This window comes from Micromonospora sp. NPDC049139 (assembly GCF_055586845.1).
Window position 1 is genome coordinate 205,699 of the sequence record NZ_JBVJHK010000008.1, and the last position, 25,517, is coordinate 231,215.

At 75.5% G+C, this 25,517-nt stretch carries 12 protein-coding genes; 9 read left to right on the top strand and 3 right to left on the bottom strand.

Going from position 1 to position 25,517, the window contains the following annotated elements:
- Nucleotides 1–33: 33 nt before the first annotated feature.
- The 3 genes from ACZ6Q9_RS16760 to ACZ6Q9_RS16770 are packed head-to-tail and all read right to left on the bottom strand — an operon-like array spanning nucleotide 34 to nucleotide 3,253.
- Complete coding sequence (locus ACZ6Q9_RS16760; RefSeq protein ID WP_357462124.1) at nucleotides 34–900, bottom strand: carbohydrate ABC transporter permease; 867 nt, start codon at nucleotides 898–900, stop codon at nucleotides 34–36.
- Complete coding sequence (locus ACZ6Q9_RS16765; protein ID WP_396829318.1) at nucleotides 900–1,862, bottom strand: carbohydrate ABC transporter permease; 963 nt, start codon at nucleotides 1,860–1,862, stop codon at nucleotides 900–902. The genes ACZ6Q9_RS16760 and ACZ6Q9_RS16765 overlap by 1 nt, the downstream gene beginning before the upstream one ends.
- Entirely contained in the window at nucleotides 1,859–3,253 is a 1,395-nt protein-coding gene (locus tag ACZ6Q9_RS16770; protein WP_396829319.1) for an ABC transporter substrate-binding protein, read from the bottom strand. Before ACZ6Q9_RS16770 ends, ACZ6Q9_RS16765 begins: the two co-directional genes overlap by 4 nt.
- A gap of 116 nt (nucleotides 3,254–3,369) precedes the next feature.
- On the opposite strand from ACZ6Q9_RS16770, the gene ACZ6Q9_RS16775 reads away from it, so the two are divergent.
- The 9 genes from ACZ6Q9_RS16775 (at nucleotide 3,370) to ACZ6Q9_RS16815 (ending at nucleotide 25,492) form a co-directional block, all read left to right on the top strand.
- Nucleotides 3,370–4,410 (top strand): zinc-dependent alcohol dehydrogenase, encoded by a 1,041-nt coding sequence (locus ACZ6Q9_RS16775; RefSeq protein ID WP_393458760.1) that lies wholly within the window; start codon nucleotides 3,370–3,372, stop codon nucleotides 4,408–4,410.
- The gene (locus ACZ6Q9_RS16780; protein ID WP_393458757.1) at nucleotides 4,407–5,225 is read left to right on the top strand and encodes a sugar phosphate isomerase/epimerase family protein; all 819 of its coding nucleotides are present in this window, start codon (nucleotides 4,407–4,409) and stop codon (nucleotides 5,223–5,225) included. Before ACZ6Q9_RS16775 ends, ACZ6Q9_RS16780 begins: the two co-directional genes overlap by 4 nt.
- Nucleotides 5,222–6,640, top strand: coding sequence for an MGH1-like glycoside hydrolase domain-containing protein (locus ACZ6Q9_RS16785; protein WP_396829320.1), 1,419 nt, complete (start codon nucleotides 5,222–5,224; stop codon nucleotides 6,638–6,640). The genes ACZ6Q9_RS16780 and ACZ6Q9_RS16785 overlap by 4 nt, the downstream gene beginning before the upstream one ends.
- 154 nt (nucleotides 6,641–6,794) lie before the next feature.
- Nucleotides 6,795–7,199 carry a DUF2267 domain-containing protein gene (locus tag ACZ6Q9_RS16790; protein ID WP_393458751.1) on the top strand — a complete coding sequence of 135 codons (405 nt, stop codon included), beginning with the start codon at nucleotides 6,795–6,797 and terminating at the stop codon, nucleotides 7,197–7,199.
- 337 nt (nucleotides 7,200–7,536) lie between these two features.
- Nucleotides 7,537–11,007, top strand: a complete 3,471-nt coding sequence (locus tag ACZ6Q9_RS16795) for an AMP-binding protein (RefSeq protein ID WP_396829321.1) — start codon at nucleotides 7,537–7,539, stop codon at nucleotides 11,005–11,007.
- Nucleotides 11,004–14,123 (top strand): thioesterase domain-containing protein, encoded by a 3,120-nt coding sequence (locus ACZ6Q9_RS16800; RefSeq protein WP_396829322.1) that lies wholly within the window; start codon nucleotides 11,004–11,006, stop codon nucleotides 14,121–14,123. The genes ACZ6Q9_RS16795 and ACZ6Q9_RS16800 overlap by 4 nt, the downstream gene beginning before the upstream one ends.
- A gap of 76 nt (nucleotides 14,124–14,199) precedes the next feature.
- On the top strand, nucleotides 14,200–16,509 hold the full coding sequence (locus ACZ6Q9_RS16805) for a lantibiotic dehydratase (RefSeq protein ID WP_396829323.1): 2,310 nt from the start codon (nucleotides 14,200–14,202) through the stop codon (nucleotides 16,507–16,509).
- The gene (locus ACZ6Q9_RS16810; RefSeq protein WP_396829324.1) at nucleotides 16,506–20,015 is read left to right on the top strand and encodes an amino acid adenylation domain-containing protein; all 3,510 of its coding nucleotides are present in this window, start codon (nucleotides 16,506–16,508) and stop codon (nucleotides 20,013–20,015) included. Before ACZ6Q9_RS16805 ends, ACZ6Q9_RS16810 begins: the two co-directional genes overlap by 4 nt.
- 14 nt (nucleotides 20,016–20,029) lie before the next feature.
- Nucleotides 20,030–25,492 carry a type I polyketide synthase gene (locus tag ACZ6Q9_RS16815; RefSeq protein WP_393267889.1) on the top strand — a complete coding sequence of 1,821 codons (5,463 nt, stop codon included), beginning with the start codon at nucleotides 20,030–20,032 and terminating at the stop codon, nucleotides 25,490–25,492.
- Nucleotides 25,493–25,517 lie beyond the last annotated feature (25 nt).

Sequence of the window (25,517 nt, forward strand, 5' to 3'; positions counted from 1 at the left end):
CCGGCGGACGCCGCGCGGCAACCCCGCCCCGCCTCAGCCCTTCTCGGCGCCGCTGGTGAGCCCCTCCGTGAGCAGGCGCTCGCTGGCGAAGAAGAGGATCACGATGGGCAGGGTGAGGATCACCGAACCGGCCATCAGCACCGTCTTCGGCACCTCGACCCCATCCGCCAGCTGCGCCAGCCCCAGCGACACCGTCCACCGGTTCGGCTTGTCGACCAGGAAGAGCAGGGCGAAGAGGAACTCGTTCCAGGCGATCATGAAGTCGTACAGAGCGACCGCCATGATGGACGGCGCCGCCAGGGGGAGGCTGACCCGACGGATGATGCCGAGCCGCCCCGCGCCGTCGATCGCCGCGGACTCCTCCAGGCTGACGGGGATGGTCTCGAAGTAGTTGCGCAGCATGTAGACCGAGACCGGCAGCGTCTGCGAGATGTAGACCAGCACCAGGCCCAGCAGCGAGCCGCGCAGCCCGGCCCGGGTGAAGACCACGAAGAGCGGGATCGCGATGACGATCGACGGGAAGAGGTAGACCGCCAGGAAGAGGAAGTCGACCTGCCGCCGGCCGAAGAACCGCAGCCGGGCGACGGCGTACGCGCCGGGGATCGCCACGGCCAGCGTCAGCAGGGTCGCCGCCACGGCGACCAGGCCGCTGTTGCGCATGAAGGTGAGGAAGCCCTGGCCGCCGTCGTCGGCCGCCCTGACCACCTCGGCGTACGTGTCGAAGGTCAGCTCGCCGAGGCCCACCACCAGCGAGCCGGGGTCGAGCAGCAGCCGCTCGATGGGGCGCACCGAGAGCACCAGCATGTAGTAGAAGGGGAAGACGGTGACCAGCAGGAACGTGGCGATCACCAGCCGGCGCAGCCAGCGCAGGCCCACCGTCTCGATCCGGTCCCGGTCCATCAGTCGACCCTCCGTCCACCGAAGAAGCGCAGGTACACCAGCACGAACACGATCAGCACCACCGCGAGCACGACCGCCTGCGCCGCCGCCGCGCCGATGTCCGTCCGCGCGGTCAGGAACTCGTAGACCCGGACGCTGACCACCTCGGTGCCGGCCGCCCCGCCGGTGAGCAGGTAGACGTCGTCGAACTTGTTGAACGTCATGATGAACCGCAGCACGCCCAGCAGGCCGATCACCGGCAGCAGTTGCGGCAGCAGGATGTGCCGGAACCGCTGGGTGGGGGTGGCCCCGTCCACCCGGGCGGCCTCCTCCAGCTCGCCGGGCACGGCCTGGAGCCGGGCGAGCAGGAACAGGAACGCGAACGGGAAGTAGCGCCACGCCTCGAACGCGATGACCGTGGCCAGGGCCGTCGACTCCTGGGACAGGAACGGCACCGGGGTGTCCCAGCCGAGGAACCGTCGGCCCCAGTCGTTGACGACGCCGAGCTGGGGATCGAGCATCACCTGCCAGACGAAGGTGACCGCGACCACCGGCGCCACGTACGGCAGCAGCATCGACGCGCGCACGAGGGTACGGCCCCGGAACGGCCGGCGTACGACGAGCGCCGCCACCAGGCCGAGCACGACCGAGCCGGCGGTGCTGGCCACGCTGTAGACCAGCGTGGTCCAGAGGGTGTCGGCGAAGCCCGGGGTGTTCAGGACCCGCTCGACGTTGTCCATCGTGAACTCGCCGAAGAGCCCGGTGCGGCGCAGCGTGGCGAGGCGTACCCGCTGGAAGGCCAGCACGACGGTCCAGACGATGGGGATGCCGATGACCGCGACCACGACGAGCAGGGTCGGGGCGACCAGCGCGAGCCCGGCGCGGGCCTCGCGGCGGCGCAGGGTCAGCGGCCGGCGGCGGGGGGCCGGGGCCGGCCGCTCCCGGGTGGGGGAGCGGCCGGTGCCCGGCGCGGCGGTGGTCAATTGATGCCCGCCTTGATCGCCTCCACGTCCTTCTTCGCCCGGCCGGCGGCTGCGGCGGCGTCGGTCTTGCCGGCGACCACGTCGTTCAGCGCCTTGGGAACGGGCAGCTCGCCGAGGATCGCGCCGACCAGCTTGCCCTGGCCCTGGGTGAGGCCCCAGCGCTGGAAGGTGTCCGGGCTGCGCCGCAGGCCGGCGAGCACCTCCTCGCCGTACACGTCGGCGAGCGGCTTCTTGGCGTCCACCCCGGCCTGGCTGGCGTTCCAGGCGGTGAGGAACTTCTCCGGCTCGGCCGCGGTGCCCTTGCGGACGGGGAAGCGTCCCTCGGGGGACATGCCGAACCAGCGCGGGTAGGCGTCGCCGAGCATGTGCTCCACGAAGGACTTCGCCGAGTCGGCGGCGGCGCCGTCGAGCACGGCCCACGAGCTGATCTCGCCGTACTGGGCCGGAGCGGCGCCGTTGGGGCCCTTGATCGCGGTGACGAAGCCGCTGTTCTTCGCCAGGTACGCCGGGTCGGCCTGGCACTGTGGGCAGGTCGGCTTGGCGTCGTTGCGCAGCCCGGCCAGCTCGTCGAGGATGAACGGCGACCAGATCAGCATGGCTGCCTTGCCGGCGAAGTAGGTGGCCCGCGTGGTGTCCACGTCCTGCGCGCCCTTCACGGAGCTGGTGCGCATGAGGTCGCCGTAGAACCGGAACGCCTCGACGCACTCGGGGGAGTCCAGTTTCACGGCCCCGGCGTCGTCGGTGAGCTGGCAGTTGTTGGCCAGCGCCAGGTGCTCGAAGGTCTGCTGGGTGAACACGTCGCCGGGGGCGGTGGCGGCGGTGATGCCGGCGACGCCGCCGGTGTTCAGCTTCGTGGCGGCGGCGGCGATCTTCTCGTACGTGTCGGGGGCGGGCAGCCCGGCGGCGTCGAACAGGTCCTTGCGGTAGACGAGCAGCTGCCCCCAGCCGTCGCTGGGCACGGAGAGCTGTCTGCCGTCGTCGGCGGTCAGCTCGAGCGCGCGCGGCGAGAACGTCTGCCGGCCGAGCGCCTCGACGACCTCCGCGTTCGCCGAGGGGTGCAGCAGTTCGTTGCCGGCGAGGGTGCGTACCCCGGCCAGCGACACCGAGCCGACCACGTCGGGCAACTCGCCGGCGGCGGCGCTGGAGGCGATCAGCGAGGGGAACTGGTCCTCGTTCACGGTGACCAGGTCGACCGTGATCCCGGTCCGGGCGGTGAAGTCCGCGATGATCGCCTTGGTGGCGGTGACCCGGTCGGCCACGTCCTCCAGGCTCCACACGGTGATCTTCTTGCTGTCGCTGTCGGTTTCCTCGTCGCCGCAGGCGAGCAGGCTGGCCCCGGTGACTGCCATGATCAGGGTGGCGGCGAGTATCCGCATCGGAGGTGCTGACATCGGTGGCACTCCTCTCGAAGGGTATACAAGGGATTCAACGCCTTCGATTGATCAATTACAAGACATATACCGATTTTCTGCCTACGATGGAACCCAGTGCTACCGGGATGTGACTCATGGTCAACTGGGTTGTCTCTCTGGCCGGGCCCCGACGGATCAGCCTCGAGCCCTGCCCCCCGGATCCGCTCGGGCCCGGTCAGGTCCGCGTCCGCACCTGCTACTCCGGCATCTCGGCCGGCACCGAGCTCACCCTCTACCGGGGCAGCAACCCCCGGCTGAGCAAGGACTGGGACGACGTCAGCCGGATGTTCGTGCCCCGGCAGACCTCCGTGCCGTACCCGCTGGTGGGCTTCGGCTACGAGGAGGTCGGCGAGGTCGTCGAGGTCGCGCCCGACGTGGCCGACCGGCGGACGGGCGAGGCGGTCTGGGGCATCTGGGGGCATCGCGCCGAGGCGGTCGTGGCCGCCGAGGCGGTGCACCCGCTGCCCGCCGGGCTGGATCCGCTCGCGGCCGTCTTCGCCCGCCCCGGGGCGATCGCCCTCACCGCCGTGCTCGCCGGCGACCTGCACCTCGGTGACTGGGTCGGCATCTTCGGGCAGGGCGTCATCGGGCTGCTCGCCACTCGCCTCGCCGCCCTCTCCGGCGCCCGGGTGGTCGCCGTCGACCGGGTGCCCGCCCGGCTGGCGCACGCCACCCGCCTCGGCGCGCGCATCGCGGTCGACGCGGGCGCCGAGTCGGCCGCGGCCGTGCTGCGCCGGGCCACCGGCGGCCGGGGTGCGGACGTCTGCCTGGAGCTGTCCGGGGCCTACCCGGCGCTGCACGAGGCGATCCGCTCCACCACCCACGCCGGCCGCGTCGTGGCCGCCGGCTTCTACCAGGGGCAGGCCGACGGGCTCGGCCTGGGTGAGGAGTTCCACCACAACCGGATCCAGCTGGTGGCGGCCCAGGTCTCCGGGCCGACCCCGGCTCCCGGCATGGCCGGCCGGTGGACCGGAGCCCGCGTCGCACACACCTTCATGGACCTGGTGGCCGAGGGCAGCGTCGACCCGCTGCCGCTGGTGAGCCACGTCGTGGACGCCAGCGCGGTGGCCGACGCGCTGGCGCTGCTCGACCGCGGTGACGGTGACACCCTCCAAGTGGTGCTGAGGTTCCGATGACGATTCCCCTGGCCTGTCAGGAGCAGCTCCTGCCGGGCACCGACCTGATCCAGAAGTACGCGCTCGCCACCGCGCTCGGCTACGACGCGATCGAGCTGCGCGGCCGGGGCGACCTCGGCCTCGCCCGCCGGCTGCCCGAGCTGCGCCGCGCCCGGGCGGCCGGGGTGGTCATGCCCACCGTCTGTGTCGAGATGGACCACTTCATCGGCGACTTCGACCCCGGGCGGTCCCGCGACGCGGTGCGCAACCTGCGCTCGCAGCTCTCGGTGATCGCCGAGCTCGGCGGCGTCGGCGCGATGACCCCGGCGGCGTGGGGGATGTTCTCCCGGCGGCTGCCGCCGTTCGAGCCGCCCCGTTCGCCCGCCGGCGACCGGCAGGTGCTCCTCGACGCCCTCGGCGAGCTGGGCGAGCACGCCCGCGCCGAGGGGGTCACCCTCTTCCTGGAACCGCTGAACCGGTACGAGGACCACATGGTCAACCGGCTCGACGACGCGGTGGCCCTCTGCGCGGCCGTCGGGCTGCCCTCGGTGCGGGTGGCGGCGGACACCTTCCACATGAACATCGAGGAGGACGACGTGCACCGGGCGCTGCGCGCCGCCGCGCCCTATCTCGGGCACGTGCAGGTCAGCGACTCCAACCGCTACCAGCCGGGCGCCGGCCACCTCGACTGGCCGGCCCTGGTGCGCACCCTGCTGGAGATCGACTACCGGGGCTGGCTGGCGCTGGAGTGCCGGCTGCGGGGCGACCCGGTCCGCGCCCTGCACCAGGCCGCCGCCGTGCTCCGACACGCGCAGCCCCGGCAGGCGGCGGCATGAGCACAGACACCGCGGACGGCGGCCCGGACACCGGGACGGCCGCCGACGCCGGCCCCCGTGACGCCGGCCCCCGGGAGGCCGAGGCCCGAAACGGCGGCGCCCGGGACGGCGCGGCGCTGCGCCAGCTCGCCGTCGCCACCCTCGACGGCAACTGGGAGCACGACCACACCGTGCCCTCGCGCACCCTCTACCCGCACCAGTGGAGCTGGGACTCGGCGTTCATCGCGCTCGGCTGGGCCCACGTCCGCCCCGACCGCGCCTGGCGGGAGCTGGCGAGCCTGTTCCGGGCCCAGTGGGCCGACGGGCGGGTGCCGCACATCGTGTTCAACCCGGCGCTGCGGGTCGGCTCGTACTTCCCGGGGCCGGAGTTCTGGGACTCGACCCTCGCCGAGGGCGCCCCGGCCGCCGCCACGTCCGGGCTGGTCCAGCCGCCGGTGCACGCGCCCGCCGCGTGGCTGGCGTACCGCCGGTGCCCCTCGGCGGAGGGGCGGGCCGCGCTGCGTCGGCTCTATCCCGGGCTGGTGGCGCAGCAGCGCTACCTGGCCACCCACCGGGACGTCGGCGGCGGCGGGCTGGCCTGCATCGTCCACCCGTGGGAGTCCGGGCTGGACAACAGCCCCGCCTGGGACGCGCCGATGGTGGCGGTTCCCGCCGACGCCGCCGTCATGCGCGCGTACCGCCGGCACGACACCACGCACGCCGACGCCGCGCACCGCCCCACCGACCTCGACTACGCCCGCTACGTCGCGATCGTGGCGTCCTACCGGCAGCACCGCTACCGCGACGCGGAACTGGCCGCCCACCATCCGTTCCTCGTGGAGTGTCCGCTGCTCAACGCGGCGATGGGCGCCGCCGAGCACGCGCTCGCCCGGATCGCGCCGGTGGTCGGGGCCGACCCCGGCCCGCACCGGGAGCGCGCCGCCCGGATCACCGAGGCCCTGGTGCGCCGGCTGTACGACCCCACGACCGGCACCTTCCAGCCCCGGGACCTGCGCGCCGACCGCCTCGTGCCGGCCCGGACGGTGCTCGGCCTCGTCCCGCTGATCCTGCCCGACCTGCCCGCCCGGCAGGCCACGGCGCTGGTCGCCGAGGCGTGCTCGCCGCGGTTCGGGCTGGCCGCCCGGATGGACCGGCCGCTGCCCAGCCACGACCGCACGGCGCCGGACTTCGAGCCGCTGCGCTACTGGCGCGGGCCGAGCTGGATGAACATCAACTGGCTGGTGCGCCGGGGGCTGCTCACCCACGGCCGCCCCGACCTGGCGGCCGGCCTGCGCGACTCGATGATCGAGCTGGTGGCCCGCTCCGGCTGCCACGAGTACTTCCACCCGGACACCGGCGCCGGGCTCGGCTCACCCGCCTTCGGCTGGACCGCCGCGCTGCTGCTCGACGTCCTCGCCGACGACCGGACCGGCTGAGCCTGCCGCTCGGCGCCCGCCAGTATGACCCGCTCGACCTGGTCGGGGTGAACTCGTCCCGCTCGTCGCCGCCGGGCGCGTACGCGGCCCGGTTGCGTCGTTTGCCGGCGGCGGGCGCGGGTATGCGCGGGGCCGGTGACGACAGGAGGGCGCCGTGCGGTTTCCCCTATTCGTCGACGCGGTGTCCCGCCGGGCGGGGCTGTCGACCGCGCAGTCTGCCACGATCGCCCGCGCCGTGCTGCAGACGATGGTGGAGCGGATGACCGGCGACCGGTCGGGCGACCTGGCCGGGCACCTCCCCGACGAGCTGGACGGCTACCTGACCGGGCCCGACCCCGCCGACGGCCGGCCGGCCCCCCTCGGGCCGGCGGAGTTCCTGCGCCGCGTGGGGGAGCGGGCCGGAGTGGACGAGGCCACCGCCCGCGTCGGCACCGGCGCCGTCTTCGCCACCCTGCGGGAGGCGGTCACCGTCGACGAGTTCCGCGACATGGTCGCCCGGCTGCCCGGGGACTTCGACGGCACGAGCCAGCCGATCCCCCGCCCGCCATATGACAGCTGACGACCCAGCCGGTCATCCGTCGTTCACAAAGTCGTCTGTGGACATCGACCCCGGTCGCAGGAAGACTGAAGGTCCACGAGCCGTTTGGCCGGAGAATCGTCGGCCGGCTCGCAAGTAGACGGAAGCTCCTCTATGCGCTAGAGGGATGATCGGACGGTTTTACCCATCCGTTGCGTGAGGGGTCCGTCGACTGTTCGGATGGACTCTAAACGATGATCTTTCCCGCCATGCATCGAGCCTTATGCTGCTTCCATTGTGAAGTCCTGGGGGGGATCGATGGTTGCGTTTGTCGAACGCTGCGCGCTGTCCATGAGCGGGTCCGCCACCGCGCGCTGACATGGCAGAACCGACCGTAGTCAATCGTTTCGGTGCTGTCGCCGCCCGCCAGCCCGATCAGCCGGCCGTCCTCGGCGAGGCCGCCCCGCTCAGCTATGCCGCGCTCGCCGGCGCCGCCGGCGGGCACGCCGCCGCCCTCGCCGGAGCCGGGTGCCGACCGGGCGACCGGGTGGCCCTGCTCACCGGGCACGGGCCCGCGACCATCGCCGCCATCCTCGGCACGCTCGCCGCCGGGTGCGCGTACGTGCCGCTGGATCCGGGCTTTCCGGAGCAGCGGCTGCGGTACATGCTCGCCGCCGCGGAGGTCGGCACCGTCCTGTGTGGAGTCGAGCACGCCGGGCTGGCCCGCCGGCTCACCGCCGACCGGCCGGCCGTCCGGGTGCTGACGGTCGACGACCTCCCGGCCGCGCCGCTGCGGCCCGTGCCCGTCGACCCGGACGTGCTGGCGTACGTGCTGTTCACCTCCGGATCCACCGGCGTGCCGAAGGCGGTCGGCCAGACCCACCGCAACCTGCTGCACGTGGTGGACAACCAGATCGCGGCCCTCCACATCGGCCCGGAGGACCGGCTCAGCCTGCTCGCCTCGTTCAGCTTCGACGCGGCGATCCCCGACCTCTACCCGGCGCTGCTCGCCGGGGCCGCCGTCGTCCCGGTGGAGCTGCGCCGGCACGGCCTCGCCCACGCCGTCGAGCAGCTTGCCCGGCACGGAGTCACCGTCTACCACTCCACCCCTACCGTCTACCGCTTCCTGCTCGACACCCCCGGCCCCCGCCTCGACCGGGTACGGGTCGTGCTGCTCGGCGGCGAGCAGGCCACCCACGCCGACGCGGCCCGCGGGCGGGACCGCTTCGGCCCCGACTGCGTGCTGGTCAACGGCTACGGCGCCACGGAGATGACCTTTGCCGCCCGGTACGCGCTGCCGCTCGCCGACGCCGACCCCGCCGCCACCGGGCCGCTGCCGATCGGCACGGCGCTGCCCGGGTACGAGCTGCGCCTCGGCGAGGGCGACGAGATCGTGGTGCGTAGCCGGCACCTCGCCCCCGGCTACCTCGGCCAGGACAGCGACCGGTTCGCCGTCGACCCCGACGGCGTGCCGACGTACCGGACGGGGGACCTCGGCGCGCGGCTGTCCGGCGGCGACCTCGTCTGCCTCGGCCGGCTCGACCGGCAGGTGAAGGTGCGCGGGTTCCGCGTCGAGCTGACCGAGATCGAGGCCGTGCTCGCCGACCAGCCGGGCGTCGCCGCGGTCCGCGCCATCGCGCGCGACGGCGAGCTGCTCGCGTACGCCCGGCCGGGCGGTGCCGGGCTGGACCCGGTGGCCCTGCGCGACGCCCTCGCCCGACGGCTGCCGGAGTACGCGCTGCCGCGCGCGGTGGTGGTGGTCGACGAGTTCCCGCTCACCGTCACCGGCAAGATCGACGAGCGGGCGCTGCCCGACCCGGCGCGGGAGGTGCCCGCCGGGGAGGCGCCGGCCACCCCCACCGAGCGGATCGTGCACGACATCTGGTGCGAGGTGCTCGGTCGCCCGGCCGTCGGCCGCTCCGACAGCTTCTTCGACGTCGGCGGCCAGTCGCTGCTGCTCGGTCGGGTGCAGCAGCGGCTCGCCGAGCGGTTCGGGGTGCGACTGCCGATGCTGCGGCTCTTCGAGCACCCGACCGTGGCCGCCCAGGCCCGGCTGGTCGACACCCCGCCGGAGCCGGTCCGCGCGCCGGCCGTGCCCGCCCCGGTCGCCCCGGCGACCGCCGCCCGGGAGTACACGGGCGACGAGATCGCCGTGGTCGGCCTCGCCGGCCGGTTCCCGGGCGCGCCCGACGTCGGCACCTTCTGGTGGAACCTCTGCGCCGGCGTGGACTCCATCCACGACCACAGCGACGAGGAACTGGCCGCCCTCGGCATCGGCCCCGGCCTGCGCGCCGACCCCCGGCACGTCAAGGCGGCCGGCCGGCTGGACGGGGTGGCCGACTTCGACGCCGAGTTCTTCTCCTTCGGCGCCGACGAGGCGGCCCGCACCGACCCGCAGCACCGGCTCTTCCTCGAGACGGCCTGGGAGGCCCTGGAGGACGCCGGGCACGACCCGGCCCGGTTCCCCGGGCTGGTCGGCGTCTACGCCGCCACCTCCGCCAACCGGTACTTCCTGTTCCACCTCATGGACAACCCGGCCGTGATCGGCGACGTCGACCCCGACGACTGGGAGGCCCGGCTCGTCGGCCGGCAGTTCACCGACCACCTGCCCGGGCAGGTGGCCTACCGGCTGGGCCTGACCGGGCCGGCGGTCGCCGTGCAGAGCGCCTGCTCCAGCTCGCTGGTCGCGGTCTGCCTCGCCGCGCAGAGCCTCGCCGACTACCAGTGCGACATCGCCCTGGCCGGCGGGGTGAACGTCACCTGGCCCCGCTACCGGCACACCCCCGGCGGTCTGGCCTCCCCGGACGGCCGCTGCCGCGCCTTCGACGAGGCCGCCGCCGGCGCCGGCTTCGGCTCCGGCGCCGGTGTGGTCGCGCTGCGCCGGCTCGCCGACGCCCAGGCCGACGGCGACCGGATCTACGCGATCCTGCCCGGCTGGGCCGTCACCAACGACGGCGCCGACCGCGCCGGGTTCGCCGTCCCCGGGCCCGCCGGGCAGGCCGCCGCCGTCGCCGGCGCGCTCGCCGCGGCGGAGGTCGCCCCCGGTGAGGTCCGCTTCGTCGAGGCCCACGGCAGCGGCACGCCGCTCGGCGACGCCATCGAGGTCGCCGCGCTGCACGAGGTGTACGCCGGCGCCGGGCCCGCCGAGACGTGTGCGCTCGGCTCGGTGAAGACCAACATCGGCCACCTCGACGCGGGCGCCGGCATCGCCGGGCTGATCAAGGCCGTGCTCGCCGTGCAGCACGGCGTCATCCCGCCGAACCTGCACTTCACCCGTCCACACCCGGAGATCGACCTGGCCGGCGGTCCGTTCTACGTGCCGACCAAGGCGCGGGACTGGCCCGAGGCGACCCGTCGCGTCGCCGGGGTCAGCTCGTTCGGGCTGGGCGGCACGAACGCGCACGTGGTGGTCGAGCAGCCGCCCCCGGCCGAGCCGGTCGACGGCGCGGACGCGCCCGCGTACCTGCTGCCGGTGTCGGCGCGGACCCCGACGGCGCTGCGGGCGGCGCTGACCCGGCTGCGGCAGCACCTCGCCGGGGCCGCCCCGGCGCTCGCCGACGTGGCCGCCACCCTCGCCCTGGGTCGGCGCGCCTTCGGCTGCCGGGCGGCCGTGGTGGCGGGCGACCCCGCCGGCGCCGTCGCCGCGCTGGACGAGCTGCTCGCCACCGACGCCCGGCTGGCCGGCGAGCCCGGCGAGCTGCGCGAGCTGGCGGCGGCCTGGGTCGCCGGGCGGGACGTGGACTGGGCGGCGCTGCACCCCGAGGGCTCGGTCCGGCGGACCGGGCTGCCGACCTATCCGTTCCAACGCCAGCGGTACTGGATCGACCCCCCTCAGAAAGGTGCGCGGTGAACTGGTTCGTCTCCGCCGGCCGCCGTGACCCGGCACCGGTGCAACTGTTCTGCCTGCCCTACGCCGGCGGCGGCGCGAGCGTCTTCCGGCGCTGGCAGGACGGGCTCGGCCCGGACGTCGAGGTGCTGCCGGTGCAGCTGCCGGGCCGGGAGAACCGGATCAGCGAGGACCCGGAGTTCCGGGTGGCCGACGTCGCGTCCGCCATCGCCGACCGGGTCCGCGGCCCGTACGCGATCTACGGCCACTCCATGGGCGGCCGGGTCGGCTTCGAGGTGGTCCGCGAGCTGCGCCGCGCCGGTCGTCCGCTGCCGCTGCGGCTCTACGTCGGCGGTGCCCGCGCCCCGCACGTGACCGCGGCCAGTCTCTTCGACGGGCTGTCCGACGTGGACGACGACGAGCTGCTGCGCCGCCTCGGCGCCGGCGGCGGCCTGCCGGCCGAGCTGCTGGCGCACCCCGAGCTGGTCGAGTTGCTGCTGCCGCTGCTGCGCGCCGACTTCGGCCGGGTCGACAGCTACCGCTATACCCCGGGCGAGCCGCTGCCGGTGCCGATCGTGGCGTTCAGCGGCCGGGACGACCGCGCCGTCCGCCGGGAGCACAGCGACGCGTGGCGGGAGCACACCGCCGCCGGCTTCACCCTGTACGAGATCGAGGGTGGGCACTTCTTCCTCAACGACCGGCTCCCCGACCTGCTCGCCGCGATCCGCGCCGACCTCGACGGCGTCCTGGCGGCGGCGACGGAGCGGGTCCCCGTCGACGATCGTGCTGCTCGGGGCGCCGGTGCGGCCCCGGCCGCCAGGGCGGGCGGGCACCGGGTGCCGCTCGGCGACACCGGGTGGTCGGTGTGGCGGGACGCCATCCTGCGTACCACCGGCTTCCCCGCCGACGGCCTGACCATGCTGTCCGCTCCGCAGGCCGCGGCGGCCGCCGACGAGCTGCTGGCCACCGGCGACGGCGCGGAGCGGTTCGACAAGGAGTTCGCCGAGGCGGTGGCGGCGACCGGGCGCCGGCTCACCGCGCTGGCCGCCGATCCGCTGCTGCGCGAGGCGGTCGGCTGGCAGAACCGGGGTGCCCTGGTCGCGCTGGACGGCCTGGCGCGCGGCGGCCCCGACCCGGCCCGCAACGTGCGGCGGCGGGACCGGGAGCGCGCCCTGCTGAAGTACTGGCAGCGGTACTGCGGCAAGAACGAGACGGTCGGCTTCTTCGGCCCGAGCTGCTGGGTCACTCTCGACCCGGCGCGCCCGGAGACCGCCGACGTGCGCCCCGGCCCGGGCCTGACCCGGCGACGCTGGGTGTGGTTCGAGTCCTGGGCGCTCAGCGCGTACGCCGACCGGATCGGCCGGGACGTGGCGGTGCGCAGCTGGTGGGCGCCGATGCTCTGCCCGCAGCTCAGCCTCGCCGACCGCACGGTCCGCCGGCCGGGCCGGCCGCCGGTGGCGCTCACACCGGTGGAGGCGGCGCTGCTGGCCGCCGCCGACGGCCGGCGCCCGGCCCGCGAGCTGGTCGCCGACCCGGCGATCGGGTTGCGCCGGCCGGAGGACGGCTACGCGCTGCTGGACCGGCTCGTCGAGCGCGAGCTGATCACCTGGGACGCGGCGCTGCCGGTGAGCCCCGACGCCGAGGACGTGCTGCGGCGGCGGATCGAGGAGATCGGCGACGAGCCCGCCCGGCTGGGCGCCCGCGCCGGCTTCGACCGGCTGTGCGGCGCCCGGGACGCGGTGGCCGCCGCGGCCGGCGACCCGGAGCGGCTGCGTACCGCCCTGGACGCGCTCGACGCGACGTTCACCGAGCTGACCGGGGAGCCCCCGCGCCGCCGCGCCGGCCAGATGTACGCCGGCCGCACCCTCTGCTACGAGGACACCAGCCGGGACCTCGACGTGGTCTTCGGCAAGCCGCTGCTCGACCGGATCGCCGCCCCGCTCGCGGTGCTGCTCCAGGCGGCCCGCTGGATGGTCGACGCGCTGGAGCGGGCGTACGACGCGGCGTTCCGCGAGCTGTACGACGAGCTGCGCGCCGAGGCGGGCGACGGCCCGGTGTCCCTGGCCGACCTGTGGTTCCTGGCGCAGGGCCTGTTCTGGGGCGACGGCGCCCGGCCGGTCGACGCGGTCGCCGCCGAGTTCGCCGACCGCTGGGCCGGACTGTTCGGCCTGGCCGCGCTGCCGCCCGGGACGACCGAGGTCCGGCTGCCGGTGGCCGACCTGGCCACCCGGGTCGCCGAGGCCTTCCCCGCCGCGCGGCCGGCCTGGCCCAACGCCCGGCTGCACAGCCCCGACCTGCAGATCTGCGCCGCCGACGCGGAGGCGCTGGCACGCGGCGACTACACCGTGGTCCTCGGCGAGCTGCACGCCGCCTGGGCGTCCTTCGACTGCCAGGTCTTCACGCCGTCGCACCCGGACGTGGAGCGGCTGCGCGACGCGCTGACCGAGGACCTCGGCGAGCGGCGGATCCGGCTGCTCGTCCCGACCGACTGGCCCCGGCGCACCAGCCGGGTCGCCGAGGCGCTCACCGGGCCGACCGACCGGCAGTTGGCCTTCGCGCCCGCGCCCGGCGCCGACCCCGACCGGGTGCTGCCCACGGTCGACCTGACCGTCGCGGAGGAGGGCGGCCGGCTGGTCGCCACCGCCCCGGACGGGCAGCGCTGGACGCTGCCCGAGATCTTCTCCCCGCTGCTCAGCGCGCACGCCGTCGACGGGTTCAAGCTGGTCAGCCCGGCACCGTACACGCCCCGGATCACGGTCGGCGAGCTGGTGGTGGCGCGGCAGACCTGGCGCACCACGGTCGGCGCGAGCGGGCTCGCCGCCGTCACCGGCGAACGGGAACGGTTCCTCGCGGTCCGGGACTGGCGCCGCCGCCTCGGGCTGCCGGAGCAGGTCTACGTGAAGCTCGGCACCGAGACCAAGCCCTGCTTCGTGGACCTCAGCAGCCCGGCGTTCAGCGCCATGTTCTGCGCGATGGTGCGGGCCGCCCGCACCGACGGCGGCGACGACGCCTCGCTGATGGTCAGCGAGATGCTGCCCACGGTCGGGGACGCCTGGGTGCCCGACGCGGCCGGCCGGCGCTACTTCAGCGAGCTGCGGCTGCACATCGTGGACGCCGACGAGCGGGAGGACGCCCGATGAGCGAGCGTCAGCGAGTGAATCATCGGTGCAGCGCGTTGGTGCCTCATGGCGGCACGGAGCGAAGCGGAGTGCGGTCATGAGCCACCGGATCCCCCTCGGCGACACCGGCTGGTCGGTGTTCCGCGACGTCGTCCTGCGTACCGCCGGCTTCCCGGCGGCCGGGCTGGCCGCCTTCGCCGCGCCCGAGGCGGCGGCCGCCGCCGACGCCCTGCTCTCCGGCGAGGGCGAGGCGGACACGTTCGAGAAGGCGTTCGCGACGGCGCTGGCGGACGGCTCCGAGGTGGCCAACCAGATCGCCGCCGACCCGCTGCTGCGCGAGGCGGTCACCTGGCAGAACCCGGAGATGCTCATCGCGCTGGACGGCCTGCTGCGCACCGACCCGACGGTGCGCAACGTACGCCGCCGCAAGCGTGAGCTGAGCCTGCTGCGCTACTGGCAGCGCTACTGCGGCAAGGCCGAGACGATCGGGTTCTTCGGCCCGGTCTGCTGGGGCCGGATCGATCCCGACGAGCCGGCCACCCGGCTGCGGCCCGGGCCCGCGTTGGTGTCCCGGCGCGAGGTCCACTTCGAGGCGTGGGCGCTGATCGCGTACGCCGACCGGCTCGCCGACGACCTGGCCGTGCGGCGCTGGTGGGCGCCGACGCTGCCGCCGCACCTGAGCCTCTCCGACCGGCAGGTCACCCGCCCGCTGCTCCCGCCGACCGAGCTGACCGGCACGGAGGCCCGGCTGCTCGCCGTCTGCGACGGGCGCACCCCGGCGGTCACCCTCGTGGAGCGGCTTGTCGCCGGCGGGGAGGCCGGGCTGCGCAGCGCCGACGACGGCTACCTGCTGCTCGACCGGCTGGTCGACCGGAGCCTGCTGACCTGGGACGCCGGCCTGCCGGTCAGCCCGGACGCCGAGCGCGTGCTGGGACAGCGGATCGAGGCCATCGGCGACGCGTCCGTCCGCGCCGAGGTGGCGGCCGCGTTCGACCGGTTGCGCGGGGCGCGCGACGCGGTGGCCGCGGCGGCCGGGGACCCGGACCGGCTCGGCGCCGCGCTGGCCGCGCTGAACGCCGAGTTCACCGCCGTCACCGGCCGGCCCGCCACCCGCCAGGCCGGGCAGATGTACGCCGGTCGCACGGTGCTCTACGAGGAGACCGCCCGCGACCTGGACTTCACGGTCGGCTCCCGGGTGCTGGACGCGCTGGCCGAGCCGCTGGCGATCGTGCTGGCGGCCGCACGCTGGCTGACCGCCGAGGTCGGTGCCGCCTGCGAACGGCTCTTCGCGGAGCTGCACGCCGAGCTGCGCGGCGACGGGCCGGTGCGGCTGGCCGACATCTGGGCCCTGGCCCAGGGGCTGCTGCTCGCCCCGGACGGCCCGATCGCCCAGGCCGGCGCCGGGCTGACCGCCCGCTGGGCGGAGCTCATCGGCCTGGACACGGTGGCCCCTGGGCAGACCGAGCTGCGGCTGCGCAGCGCCGACCTGGCCGAGCGGGCCCGTGCCCTGTTCGCCGCCGACCGTCCCGGCTGGCCGTCCGCCCGGATCCACAGTCCGGACGTGCAGATCGCCGCCGCCGGGCTGGACGCCCTCAACCAGGGCGACTTCCTGCTCGTCCTCGGCGAGCTGCACCCGGCCTACGTCCCGTTCGACAGCGCGGTGCTGACCCCGTTCCACCCCGACCAGCCGTCGCTGCGGGCCGCGTTGGACGCCGAACTCGGGCCGGCCCGGGCGCGGGTGCTCTACCCGGAGAGCTTCCCGCGGATGACGACCCGCATCACGTACGCGCTCAACGGTCCCCGGGACCGGCAGTTCGGCATCGACACGGCCCGGGGCGCCGACGTCGACCGGCTGGTCCGCGCCACCGAGGCACGGGTGGAGAACGACGGCGACGAGTGGCTCGCGGTGCTGCCGGACGGCACCCGCTGGCCGCTGATGGAGATCTTCGCCAACCTGCTCGGCGCGTTGCTGCTGGACACCTTCAAGCTCCTCGCGCCGGCCCCGCACACGCCCCGGATCACCATCGACCGGCTGGTCGTGGCGCGGCGGACCTGGCGGACGACGGTGGCGGAGACCGGCCTGGCCGGCGTCACCGGCGAGGCCGAGCGGTTCCTCGCCGTACGCCGGTGGAGGGCGGGTCTGGGGCTGCCCGAGCGGGTGTTCGTCAAGGTGGGCACCGAGATCAAGCCCTGCTACGTCGACCTCACCGCCCCGCTGCACGCCCAGTCCCTCTGCGCCATGGTCGACGCCGCCGCGAAGAGCGGCCCCGACGTCACCGTGACGGTCGGCGAGCTGCTGCCGGACCCGGCGGACGCCTGGGTGACCGACGCGCGGGGACGCGGCTACGTCAGCGAGCTGCGGTTGCAGATCACCGATCCAGTGAGCTACCGGGGAGAGAACGGGTGACCGACATCCTGTCCACCAGCGCCGTCCACGGGGAGACCCTGCCGTGGCCGGACGCGACGCTGGCCGAGCTGATCGCCGCCCAGGCCGCTCGGACCCCGGACGCGGTCGCGGTGCGTCAGTGGGACACCCGACTCACCTACGCCGAGCTGGTCGGCCGGGCGGCCGGGGTGGCCGCCGCGCTGCGCGGGCGCGGTGTCGGCCCGCAGACGCGGGTCGGCGTCTGCGGAGCCCGCAACCCCGACCTCGTGGCCACCGTGCTCGGGGTGCTGTTCGCCGGCGGCTGCTACGTGCCGCTGGAGCCGGGCGGCCCCCGCCGGCGGCTGCGGGAGATCGTCGCCGACGCGGGGGTGACCGTGGTGGTCGGTGACGCCGCCGTGGCCGAGTTCGGCGACGTGCCGGGCGTCGAGGCGCTCGGGCTGCCCGGGCCGGCGCCGCTGGCCGCCTGCCCGGCCCGCCCCGGCGACCCCGCGTACGTGCTGTTCACCTCGGGCTCCACCGGCCGGCCCAAGGGGGTGGTCGTCACCCACCGGAGCGTGGTCGAGTTCGTCACCGGCTGCGCCGCCGTGACCGGCGCCGACGCGGGTGTCCGCAGCCTCGGCTACGCCTCGCTCAGCTTCGACGCGGCGATCATCGACCTCTTCGTACCGCTGCTGCTCGGCGGCGCCGTCCAGCTCGTCGGCGCCGACGACCGGGCCGACCCGGTGCGGCTGGCCCGGTTCATCGCCGCGCACGAGGTGAACTGGGGGCTCCTCACCCCGACCGTGCTGTCCATGCTGGACCCGGCGGAGCTGCCCGCCTGGCGGGTGGTGCTCTGCGGCGCCGAGGCGGTGCCGGCCGAGCTGGCCGCCCGCTGGGCCCCCGGCCGGCTCTTCGTCAACGCGTACGGCCCGACCGAGGCCACGGTGATGGCGGTCAGCGGCGAGCTGACCGGTGCCGAGACCGACCCGGTGCCGATCGGCCGCCCGGTCCCCAACCACCGCGTGTACGTGGTCGACGCCGGGCTGCGCCCGGTGCCGCCAGGGGAGGCCGGCGAGCTGCTGGTCGGCGGTCCCGGGCTGGCCGACGGCTATCTCGGCCGGCCCGGCCTGACCGCCGAGCGGTTCGTCCCCGACCCGTTCGGCGAGCACCCGGGGCAGCGGCTCTACCGCACCGGCGACCTGGCTCGGCAGGAGCCCGACGGCCGGCTGGTCTACCTCGGCCGCATCGACCGGCAGGTCAAGATCCGGGGCCAGCGCATCGAGCTGGGCGAGGTGGAGGCCGTGCTGGCCGACCTGCCCGGCGTACGGCAGGTCGCCGTGGAGGCCGTCCCCGGCCCGGCCGGCACCGAGCTGGTCGCCTTCCTCACCCCGGCCGACGCCCCCGACGACGAGCGGCTCCGGGCGTACGCGCTGCCCCGGCTGACCGCCGCGATGCTGCCGACCCGGGTGCTGCGCCGCGACGCCCTGCCGGTCAGCCCGACCACCGGCAAGTTGGACCGGCCGGCGCTGCGCGCGCTGGCCGCCGCCGCCGACGTCGCGGTCCCCGCCGGCCCCGTGGACGCGGACGAGCCGCTCGCGGCGGCCGTGGCCCGGATCTGGGGCCGGCTGCTCGGCGGGACGCCCACCCCGGAGACCGACTTCCTCGCCGCCGGCGGCAACTCCATCGCCGCGATGCGCCTGGTCGCCGCGCTCAGGGCCGAGCTGGGCCGGCACGTCGACACCCGGGACGTCTTCACCGGCCGTACCCTGGCCGGCCTGGTGGAGCGGGTCACCGCCGCCGCCCCGGCCGACGGCGACGGGCTGACCACCGGCAACCCGCCCACCCTCTCGGCGCCGCAGCGCCGGCTCTGGTTCGTCGACCAGATCGCTCCCTCCAGCGCTCCCTACAACATCGCGGTGGCGCACCGGCTGCGCGGCCCGCTGGACACCGCTGCCCTCGGGTCGGCGCTGCGGGCGGTCGCCGAACGGCACGACGTGCTGCGCTGGCGCATCCCGCAAACTGCCGGCGTGCCGTACGCGGTCCGCGAGGAACCGACCGACGTGGCCGTCCCGGTGGTCGACCTGACCGGCAGCGCCGACGCCGAGGCGGAGCTGGCCGGGATGCTCGCCGCCGGGGCGGCGCACTCCTTCGACCTGGCCACCGGGCCACCCTGGCAGGTGACCGTCTACCGGCTCGGGCCGGACGAGCACGTCCTGGCGATCACCCTGCACCACGCGGTCTTCGACGGCTGGTCGGAGAAGCCGCTCTACGACGACCTCGCGGCGGCGTACGACCGGGCGCTGGCGGGCGGCAGCCCGACGCTGCCCGCGCTGCCCGCCACGTACGCCGACTACGCCGTGTGGCGGGCGGAGCGGGACCGGCGTCGCGGCGCCGCCGACCTGGACTGGTGGGTGGCGCACCTGCGCGACGTGCCCACCGTGCTGGACCTGCCCCGCGACCGGCCCCGGCCGGCGGTGGCCACCTACACCGGCGCCGAGGCGGCGGTGTGGCTGCCCGAGGCGTGTGACCGCGGGGTGCGGGAGCTGGCCGAGCGGCGCGGCACCACCGTGGCGGCGGTGCTGCTGGCCGGCTTCGGCGAGCTGCTGCGCCGGCTCACCGGCCGCGACGACCACGTGGTCGGCGCCATCGTCGCCGACCGCCGGCTGGCCGCGTTCGACGACGTGGTGGGCTTCTTCATCGACACCGTGCCCGTGCGGGTGCGCGGCGGCGCGGCCAGCTTCGCCGAGCTGGTCGACCGGTGCGCCGGCGAGCTGCACGAGGCGACCGCCCACCCCGGCGCCCCGCTGGAGCGGATCGTCGAGGCGCTCGCCGTGGGCCGGGACACCTCCCGCGCGCCGCTGGTGCAGGTGCTGTTCAACGTGCTCAACTTCGCCCCGCCCCGGCTGGCGTTGACCGGCCTGGACACCGAGCCGGTCGCGGTGCCCAAGCCCGGCTCGCCGTTCGACATCACCGTCTACGTGGTGGAGCGGGCCGGCCGGTGCGGCGTCGAGGTGGTCTACAACCCCGACCTCTTCGACGCCGGCCGGATCGACGACCTGCTGGCGGACCTCGCCGCACTCGTCGGCGCGCTGGTCGCCGCGCCGGACACACCGACCGACCGGGTGGCCACCGAGCTGCCCCGCCCGACGGTGGCCACGCCCCAGCTCGGCGCGATGACCGTCGCCGCCGGCGAGGCACCGCGCGGCGTGCTGCCGGCCGGCCCGGACGGGCTGACCGACACCGAGGAGCTGATCGCCGGGATCTGGCGCGAGGTCCTCGAACGCGACCAGGTCGGGGTCACCGACAACTTCTTCGACATCGGCGGGCACTCGCTGGCGCTGGCCGCCGTGCACGCCCGGCTCACCGCCGCCACCGGCCGCTCGATCAAGATGCTCGACCTCTTCCGCCACCCCACCATCCGGGCGCTCGCCGCCAGCCTCGACGGCGCCGCCGACCGGCCGGAGCTGGCCCGCGCCGCGCTGCGCGCCGCCGCCCGACGCAGTCGTACCCGCCGCAACCCACCCCGCCGCCCCGGCGGCACCGCGTGACGAAGGACAGCCTGATGAGCAACCCGACCGCAACCGACCTCCCCGAGGGCGACGGCATCGAGCCGATCGCCATCGTCGGGCTGGCCGCCCGCCTGCCCGGCGCGGCCGACGTGAACGAGTTCTGGCGCAACCTGGTCGACGGGGTCGAGTCGGCCACCGAGCTGACCCGGGAGGAGCAGCTCGCCCGCGGCGCCACCGCCGACGAGGTCGACGACCCGGGCTGGGTCAACCGCGCCCCGCTCGTCGACGGGTACGACGAGTTCGACGCCGGGCTGTTCGGCATGACCGCCCGCGAGGCGGAGATCACCGACCCGCAGCACCGGCTGTTCCTGGAGTCCTGCTACACCGCGTTGCAGGACGCCGGCTACGACCCGACCCGCTACGACGGCTCGATCGGCGTGTACGCCGGCACGGGCGGCAACACCTACCTGCACCGCTTCGTGCTGCGCAACAAGCGGGTCGGCGGCAACCTCCACGGCACCGTCTCGCTGGCCACCGGCAACTCCCCGAACTACGTGGCCACCAACGTGTCGTACCGGCTGGACCTGCGCGGCCCGAGCCTGACCGTGCACACCGCCTGCTCCACCTCGCTGGTCGCGTTCCACCTGGCCTGCGAGGCGCTGCGCAACGGCGAGTGCGACATGGCCCTCGCGGGCGGCGTCAACATCGAGCTGCCGCACGTCGGCTACCTGGGCATGGACGGCTTCACCTCGCCCGACGGCCGGTGCCGCCCGTTCGACGCGGACGCCAACGGCACGGTCTGGGGCAGCGGCGCGGGGGTGACCCTGCTCAAGCGGCTCTCCGACGCGATCGCCGACGGCGACGCGATCCGCGCCGTGGTGCTCGGCAACGCGATCAACAACGACGGCGCCGGCAAGGTCGGCTTCACCGCCCCGAGCGTCGACGGGCAGATGGAGGCGATCGCCCAGGCCGTCGCGATGGCCGACGTCGACCCGCGCACCATCAGCTACGTCGAGGCGCACGGCACCGGCACCGCGATGGGCGACCCGATCGAGATCGCCGCGCTCTCCGCCGTCTACACCAAGGACACCGACGAGCGGGGCTGGTGCGGCATCGGCTCGGTGAAGTCCAACATCGGCCACCTCAGCCAGCCCTCCGGCATCGTCAGCGTGATCAAGACGGTGCTCGCCATGGAGCACGGGCTGATCCCGCCGACCATCAACTACGAGACGCCGAACCCGGCGATCGAGTTCGCCGACACCCCGTTCTACGTGGCGAACACGCTGACCAAGTGGGACACCGACGGCACGCCCCGCCGCGCCGGGGTCAGCTCGTTCGGCATCGGCGGCACCAACGCGCACGTGGTGCTGGAGCAGGCGCCGGCGGCGTACCGGGAGCGGCGGGTCCGCCCGGCGCAGCTGCTGCACGTCTCGGCGAAGACCGCCGGCGCGCTGGAGACGGCGGTGCAGCGGCTCGCCGAGCACCTGGAGTCCGCCGCCGACCGGGGGCCGGAGCACCTCGCCGACGTCGCGCACACCCTGCGCGTCGGCCGCCAGCAGTACCCGCACCGCGTCGCCGTGGTCGCCACCGACCTGGCCGACGCGGTCGCCGCGCTGCGCACCAAGCGCCGCCGGCAGGCCGGCGTGGCCGAGGGCCCGGCGCCCCGGACGGCGTTCCTCTTCTCCGGCCAGGGCTCCCAGTACGCCGGGATGGGCGCGCAGCTCTACGCCGAGGAACCGGGCTTCGCGGCCGTCGTGGACGAGTGCGCCGAGCTGCTCCGCCCGGAGCTGGGCCTGGACATCCGCGACCTGATCCTCGGCCGCGACCCCGAGGCGGGGGAGAAGCTCACCGAGACCCGCTACACCCAGCCCGCCCTGTTCGTCGTCGAGTACGCCCTGGCCGTGCTCTGGCAGTCCGCCGGCGTGCGGCCGGCCGCGATGATCGGGCACTCGATCGGCGAGTACGTCGCCGCGACGGTGGCGGGGGTGCTGAGCCTGCCCGACGCGCTGCGGGTGGTCGCCGCCCGGGGCCGGCTGATGCAGTCCGTCGCGCCGGGGTCGATGCTCGCCGTGCCGCTCGACGAGTCGGTGGTCGCCGAACGGCTGCCGGAGGGACTGGCCATCGCCACCGTCAACGGCCCGGGCACCTGCGTGGTGGCGGGCCCGAGCGACGCGGTCGCCGCCTTCGCCGACACGGTCGGCGCCAAGACCAAGGCTCTGCGGACCTCGCACGCCTTCCACTCGCCGATGATGGACCCCATCCTCGCCGAGTTCACCGCCCTGATGGCGACGGTGACGCTGCGGCCGCCGGCCGTCCCGTTCCTGTCCAACGTGACCGGTACCTGGATCACCGAGCAGCAGGCCACCGACCCGGCGTACTGGGCGGCGCACCTGCGCCAGCCGGTGCGCTTCGGCGCCTGCGTGGCCACCCTGCTCGCCGAGGGCACGTGGTCGCTGGTGGAGTGCGGCCCGGGCCGCCAGCTGGCGAACCTGGCCCGGATGCAGGTGGCCAAGGCGTCCGAGGCGCAGCGCAAGCTCGTCCCGCTGGGCAGCCTGCCCGGCCCGGGCGAGCCCACCGGCGACCTGGCCACCCTGCTCGGCACGGCGGCGGCGCTCTGGTGCGCCGGCACGCCGGTGCGGCTGGGCTCCGACCCGGACGCGCGGCGGGTGCCGCTGCCGACGTACCCGTTCGAGCGGCGCCGCTACTGGGTCGACCCGGACCCGGTGCAGCCGGGCGCCGCCGCGCCGGTCGAGACCGGGCCCCGGCCGCTGCCCGAGTGGTTCGCGGTGCCGGTGTGGCGGCAGGCGGCCCCCGAGCCGCGGACCGCGCCGCTGGGCCGCTGCCTGGTCCTCGCCGACGGCCCGCGCGGCGACGCGCTGGTCGCGGCGCTGCGGGCCGCCGGTGAGCAGCCGCTGACGGTACGCCCCGGCGACGGCTTCGCCGCCGAGGCCGACGGCTGGCGGCTGCGCCCCGGCGTGCGGGACGACTACGACGCGCTGGTCGCCGCCCTCGCCGCGGACGGCGTGCCGGCCCGGCTGGTGCACGCGTTCGCCCTCGACGGCGAGCCGACCGGCGCCGACATCGCCGCCACCTGGGCCGCCCAGGACCGGGGCTTCTTCAGCGCGCTGCACCTGGTGCAGGCCCTGGCGGGCGCCGGCCTGACCGCCGAGGAGGGCGCGTTCACCCTGGACGTCGTCACCGCCGGCATCGGCGACGTGACCGGCGCCGACCTGACCCGGCCGGAGCACGCCACCCTGGCCGGCCTGGCCCGGGTGCTCCCGGCCGAGGTCCCCGGCCTGACCGTCCGGCTGCTCGACGCCGGCCCGGCCGACGCGGGGGAGCGGGCCCTCGTGGCCGAGCTGCGCCGCCCGGTCGACCCGGAGCGGCCCGAGGTGACGTTGCGCGGCGGACGCCGCTGGGTGACCGGCTACGAGCAGGTCACCGTCGACGCCGAGGGCGAGCCGGGGGCGCTGCGCGAGGGCGGCCGGTACGTGATCACCGGCGGGCTCGGCGGTATCGGCATCACCCTCGCCGAGGACTTCGCCACCCGGGCCCGGGCGAAACTGGTGCTGCTGGCCCGCTCCGGGCTGCCGGCCCGCGAGGAGTGGGACGACCACCTGGCCGTGCACGGCGGCGACCGGGCCGGCCGGGCCATCGCCGCGATCCGCCGGATGGAGGCCGCCGGCGCCGAGGTGCTGGTGCTCGCCGCCGACGTCACCGACCCCGCCGACCTGGCCCGCGTGCGGGCCGAGGCCGAGCGCGCGTACGGGGGAATCGACGGCATCGTGCACGCGGCCGGCCTGCCCGGCGGCGGCATGGCCGAGATCAAGGAGCGGGCCGAGGCGGAGCGGGTGCTCGCCCCGAAGCTCGCCGGCACCCTCGCCCTGGCGCGGGTCTTCGGCGACCTGCCGCTGGACTTCGTGGTGCTCTGCTCCTCGGTCACCGCGGTGATCGGCGGCTTCGGTCAGGTCGACTACTGCGCGGCGAACAACTTCCTCGACGCGTACGCCCGGGCCGGTGCCGGCTTCGCCGCGCCCGTGGTGTCGCAGAACTGGGGCGGCTGGGCCGAGGTGGGCATGGCCGTGGAGACCGACGTCCCCGCCGGCTTCCGGGCCGCCGCGCGGGACACGGTCGCCACCCCGGTGGACCACCCGGTGCTCACCACGAAGGTCACCGGCCCCGACGGCACCGTGCTGCACGGCCTGGTCTCCGCCACCAGCCACTGGCTCCTCGACGAGCACCGCATCGGCGGGGTGCCCGTGGTGCCGGGCACCGCCCACCTGGAGTCCGTCCGCGCGGCGGTGACGGCCGCGCTGCCGGCCCCGGCCGGGGACGCCGCCGTGGAGCTGCGCGACGTGGTGTTCCTGGAGCCGTTCTCGGTGCCCGACGGCACCGTCGCCCAGTACCGGGTGGAGCTGACCCCCGCCGAGGACGGCGTCGACTTCGCCGTGTGCAGCCTCGCCGCCGGCCAGTCCCGCACGCACGTGCGCGGGTCGGCGGGCTGGACGGTCGAGCCCGCTCCGCCGGCGGAGCAGCCGGCCGTGACGGGCCGCCGGGTCGACGACGACTCGTCGTTCGGCCGTGGACGCACCAGCATGCTGACCTTCGGGCCGCGCTGGGCCGCGCTGCGCGAGCACCACCTCGGCGACGGCGAGGAACTGGCCCGCATCGAGGCCCCCGCCGAGGCGGTCGGGGACCTGCCGTCGTGGGGCCTGCACCCGGCGCTGCTGGACGTGGCGACCGCGTTCGGCCGCGGCCAGGGCTCCGGCACCTACCTGCCGCTGTCGTACGGGCGGATCGTGGTGCGCGGGTCGCTGCCGGCGCGGTTCCACAGCCACCTGCGGCACCGGGACAGCGCCACCGCCGAGGTGGTGGCCGCGGACCTGTCGCTGCGCGACGCCGACGGCCGGGAGCTCGTCGCCATCAGCGACTTCGTGCTGCGGCGGGTCGACCAGGGCGCGGTGACCGGTGGCCTGGCCGCCGCGCCGGAGGCGGACCCGGCGGCGACCTCCGCCGGGCCGACCGAGGACATCCGGCCGGTGGACGGGGTGGAGGCGTTCCGGCGCAGTCTCACCGCCGGGCTGGGTGCCCAGGTCGTGATCACCACTCGGACGGTGGCGGACATCCGCAGCCGCGCCGGCCGGATGACCACGGAGAGCCTGGAGAACGAGCCGGAGACGACCTCCACGGCGCCGTCCGGCACCGGCGGCGGCTCGGCCGCGCCCCGCACCGAGTTGGAGATGATCATCGCCCGGGTCTGGCAGGACGGGCTCGGGGTGGCCGAGGTCGGCGTCGACGACGACTTCTTCGCCCTCGGCGGCAACTCGCTGGTGGCGGTGCAGCTGATCGCCGCGATGCGCAAGGCGACCGGGGTGCGGCTGCCGATGCGCAGCCTCTTCGAGACGCCCACCGTGGCCGGGATCGCGGCGCGGATCGAGGAGATGCGGGCCGCCGCCCCCACCGACGAACCGGCCGCGCCGACCACCCCCAACATCCCGCGGCTGCCCCGCGCGTGACGACGAGCGACAACAGGAGTGAGGA